4 protein-coding genes are annotated in these 3,723 nt (G+C 40.7%); 3 read left to right on the top strand and 1 reads right to left on the bottom strand.

Annotated features, from left to right (window positions below; genetic code table 11):
- The first annotated feature begins 202 nt into the window (after window positions 1-202).
- The gene (locus tag R7127_RS25820) at window positions 203-1,378 is read left to right on the top strand and encodes a hypothetical protein (protein WP_318148649.1); all 1,176 of its coding nucleotides are present in this window, start codon (window positions 203-205) and stop codon (window positions 1,376-1,378) included.
- 5 nt (window positions 1,379-1,383) lie between these two features.
- Window positions 1,384-1,644, top strand: coding sequence for a hypothetical protein (locus tag R7127_RS25825; RefSeq protein ID WP_318148650.1), 261 nt, complete (start codon window positions 1,384-1,386; stop codon window positions 1,642-1,644).
- A gap of 26 nt (window positions 1,645-1,670) precedes the next feature.
- On the opposite strand, the gene R7127_RS25830 is transcribed toward R7127_RS25825, so the two are convergent.
- Window positions 1,671-2,198 (bottom strand): hypothetical protein, encoded by a 528-nt coding sequence (locus tag R7127_RS25830; RefSeq protein WP_237310135.1) that lies wholly within the window; start codon window positions 2,196-2,198, stop codon window positions 1,671-1,673.
- A gap of 832 nt (window positions 2,199-3,030) precedes the next feature.
- On the opposite strand from R7127_RS25830, the gene R7127_RS25835 reads away from it, so the two are divergent.
- Entirely contained in the window at window positions 3,031-3,294 is a 264-nt protein-coding gene (locus R7127_RS25835) for a hypothetical protein (RefSeq protein WP_318148651.1), read from the top strand.
- Window positions 3,295-3,723 lie beyond the last annotated feature (429 nt).

The raw sequence follows: 3,723 nt of genomic DNA on the forward strand, positions 1-3,723 counted from the left end.
CCCCCCAAGCGTAGCGCAGGGACAGCCCCGCAGGGCACACCGAGCGCAGCGAGCTTAGGCGGTACGCCTTTAGTGTGCTAAAGGAGATTCTCTCCTTGGCTTTTTTGAGTGACTAAAGGCGGAGCCTAACCTAAAGGCGGATGAGAAAATAAAGGTGAATTTTGGACTAAAGGCGAAATTTTGTACACTTATAAAAAAGTGTATGAAAAACAAAATTGCAGTAAACAGTAGGTATTTTACACGAACTCAAGCGGGTGGCTTAAAAGCGCATGTATGCCGTGAGTTTGCGAAAGATAAAAACGTGCTTGATCCGAATTTGACAAAGCACAACTTTGGAGTGAAATCGGAAAGTATAGAGCAACGTTACGAACGTGCCATGAAGGCCATGCCTGACACAGTTAAAAACACCATGATTGACAGTGTTTTGGTGTTTCCCTTGGAGCAGTTCGAAGAACTGAAAAAGGAATATCCAAACGAGTGGAAAAACAAAGTTCATGGCGCAATAAACGACATGATGAAGGAAATGCAGAATGAGTTTGGGTTTGAGGTTTTGGGGTACAAAATGCATCTCGATGAAGGCCATCTTGATGAAAATGGTAAGGCAGTGATAAACCCTCACGCCCACATGCTGTTTGCAAATGTTTGTACGAAAGATATAACCCTCACAAAAACTAAAAACGTGACTTTGAAGGATGAGGATGGGATAGCGATGAGAGATCCTAAAAATCCGCGTAAGTACCTGTACGAACTGGACGAGTCTGGGAATATTAAAAAAGAAACGATTGAGATTCCGTTAAAGGGTAGAGCGCCGTTGTCGCTCTACCAAACTAGAGGCAAAGACTCTATTTGGTCAAAACAGCAGGACATTGCAGCGAAGCACCTTAAGCACCTTGGGTTTGAACGAGGAACAAGCAAGGAGCTTACCAAAGCCAAACACCTCGAAAAATCGCAGCACGTTAAGCGCGCCCTGAAAAAAAACGAGCAAAAACTTGAGGCTCTGGAACTCGCTAACCAAGCCGCGCAGGAGCGCCTTAGAGCGATCGAGAGCGATTTTAAAGAAAAACTCGATGAATTTATCGAGGCGAGAGAAAAGTACTTTACAGAGCTTTTGGAGGACGATCTAGATATTGATCTGGCGATGGAAGAACAGGAAAAGGTTGTTGAGACGTTCCAGAACCTCCCTGAGGAGGTTAAGCCAAAAGCCGTTAGGGAAACAAAAACACGTCTCGACGATATTGGCAATTCGTTTAAAAACACAGACTCATTAAATAACGCTCAAGTGCTTTTGGATAGACTTGCAGAAAATAAACAAAAACACGATGCTAAAAACAATGGCGCTAAATTAGAAGCCAAAAAAGACGATAAAATTAAAATATAGATATTATGAAAGACATGGAACCTTTAATAACAGTTTTAATGCTTTGGGTGTTTTATGGAATATTTTTGTGGATGAACCCTGAGGTTGCACGACTTGTGTTAGTGCCGGAGTTTTTCTGGTTTTGCTTTGCTGTTGGTTGGGCTATTTCGGCTGACCAAACGCCAGCACGACGAGCTGCAACAATGAGAAGTGGTTTTTGCGCCCAGTCAGCCGCCACAGGCGGTGATATGGCTAGTAAGGCTGTCAGTAAGATGCCGATGATGTAAAAAAGCCCCTGTTTAGGGGCTTATTTTTATTTATTACTTATCTTTTTAGCAAATTCGGCTTTAACCTTTGGTGTTTGCTCGTCATAATTTAAATACATTGTCGCTGCAAATTTGGCTTTATATAAATTTGCATCACCTTGTGTCCAGACCAAATAAGCATTTACAGCGTAGGCATTCATGTTACCTATTTTAAATACTGTAATAAACTGATTATCAACCAAGTATTTAATATGCTTACTAATAGCGTTTCTTTTTAATTTAAATATCTGTTCCATAGTTGCCATGGATACACAAATGGCGTTTGTATTGTCCATCTCATTAACGAAAAATTCGAAAATTGAGTTAGCTACTGGGTTTTTTATAGCTAAAGCAACTTTGTGGTTGTAGTTTTGGCGGTTGAATGCGAAGAACGCGGCGCTTTTTTGCTTAACTTCGCCCGTTTCTTCACTCAACTCAGCAGAGCAGGCCTGACCGTCGCCACGCCTCGTTTTATAGTGTGTTGTTGCATCAAATTTACGATCCATTGGATCTTTTTGTAGTTCTGCATTTCTCATAATGTTTTGTTTTTTTTTGAACTTACCAAAAGATTAATTAAAAAAAATGGGCGATACAACCCCTATCCTTAAAGATACATTAGTGTATCTCTACCTTGGTATCTTGATCTCAAAAACACTCTTAAACCAAAACAAAAAAAAACCTCTAAAAACAAACACTTAAATAACCACACAAACAGTAAGGGATACATAGATTTTCCTTTATATTCAATGGCTTAAGTGGCATTTTCGTAAAAAGCGCAACATTAATGTATCTTCAATAGGGATACATAGATATTTTTAAGTGCTTGTTTTTGTTATGCTTTTTTGTTGTCTCCTTCTTATATCTATTAAAAGGTGGTTTTTAACCTCCAGATCCGGTTTAGGATCAACACGATCAAATCGCCCTTTCAGGCCGAACGGGGCGCAATGCTGCCCCACGGCTTCGCCTCCCCGCTAGACGGTTTATGTGCGTGGAGTGTGGACAATCTGCTGCGCAGAACGCTGCGCTTTGACCACAAACCACACCCAACACCGCCTTGGCTATGGCGCAACACCAGTTTGGTGTTTTTGCCTAGTGCAAAAGGATTTTGCACGTTTGTGTAGAAAACTTTCTACCTTTTTTTATTAAAACTACTTTTTAGGGGATATGGGTTTTTGGAGGGATTTCGCCTAGCGGCGGTGGTTTTTGGAGGGGTGGTGTTGTGCTTGGAATCTGGGGGTGATTTTGGCAAAAAGTGGATCAGATTTTACGTAGCGCACCGAAAAAATAGTTTGTTAATTGGTTTGTAAAAAGGTAGAAACATTACTATACTTAAGTAAAGAAATTGATGTAATGGAAAAGGTTTATAGCATGGCACTAGAAAAGGTAGAAAATAAAGTTTCTCTGAATATTAAAGTTGCTCGTGATATTGATGCGCGTTTAAAGCGTGCGCGAGCGGAGGCACGCAAGCAGGGAATGAAATTTAATGTATCTGCTGAGGTAGAAAACTTTCTACTTAAGGAGCTTAAGAAGGTAGAAAAGTTACTATCTATTGAGCAAGATATTAATGAATCTAATAACCAACTTGATTTGGTTGAGAATGTTAAACCTGAAAAGGTAGAAAAAAATAAATAATAAAAAATAGAAATATGAGTTTACAAGAATTAAAAGAAGAGATAGAAAATTGCGTTGTTTGCAAGGAGTCTAAGAAGTTAGGCGATATGCTACCTCCTGAGCTTAAAATGATGGGTCTAAGTGTGCATTGCACAAAACATGCAAAGATTCTTACAGAACTATATAATGAGATAGAATAAAAGGTAGAAAGTTTTATACCTACAAGCCATCCTAACGGGTGGCTTTTTTTGTATCCAGAGGAGGTTAAACACAACCTAAAAAGGTAGAAAGTTAGATAGAAGTCAAGGTAGCCATGAGGAGCTGCGCGACGAATACCAAGCCCTTCATCCTGCAAAGCCGTGAGCGCAGCGAACCCCCCAAGCGTAGCGCAGGGACAGCCCCGCAGGGCACACCGAGCGCAGCGAGCTTAGGCGGTACGCCTTTAGTGTG

The sequence above is a fragment of the Vibrio sp. 1159 genome (assembly GCF_033340395.1).
Lineage (GTDB): Bacteria > Pseudomonadota > Gammaproteobacteria > Enterobacterales > Vibrionaceae > Vibrio > Vibrio alginolyticus.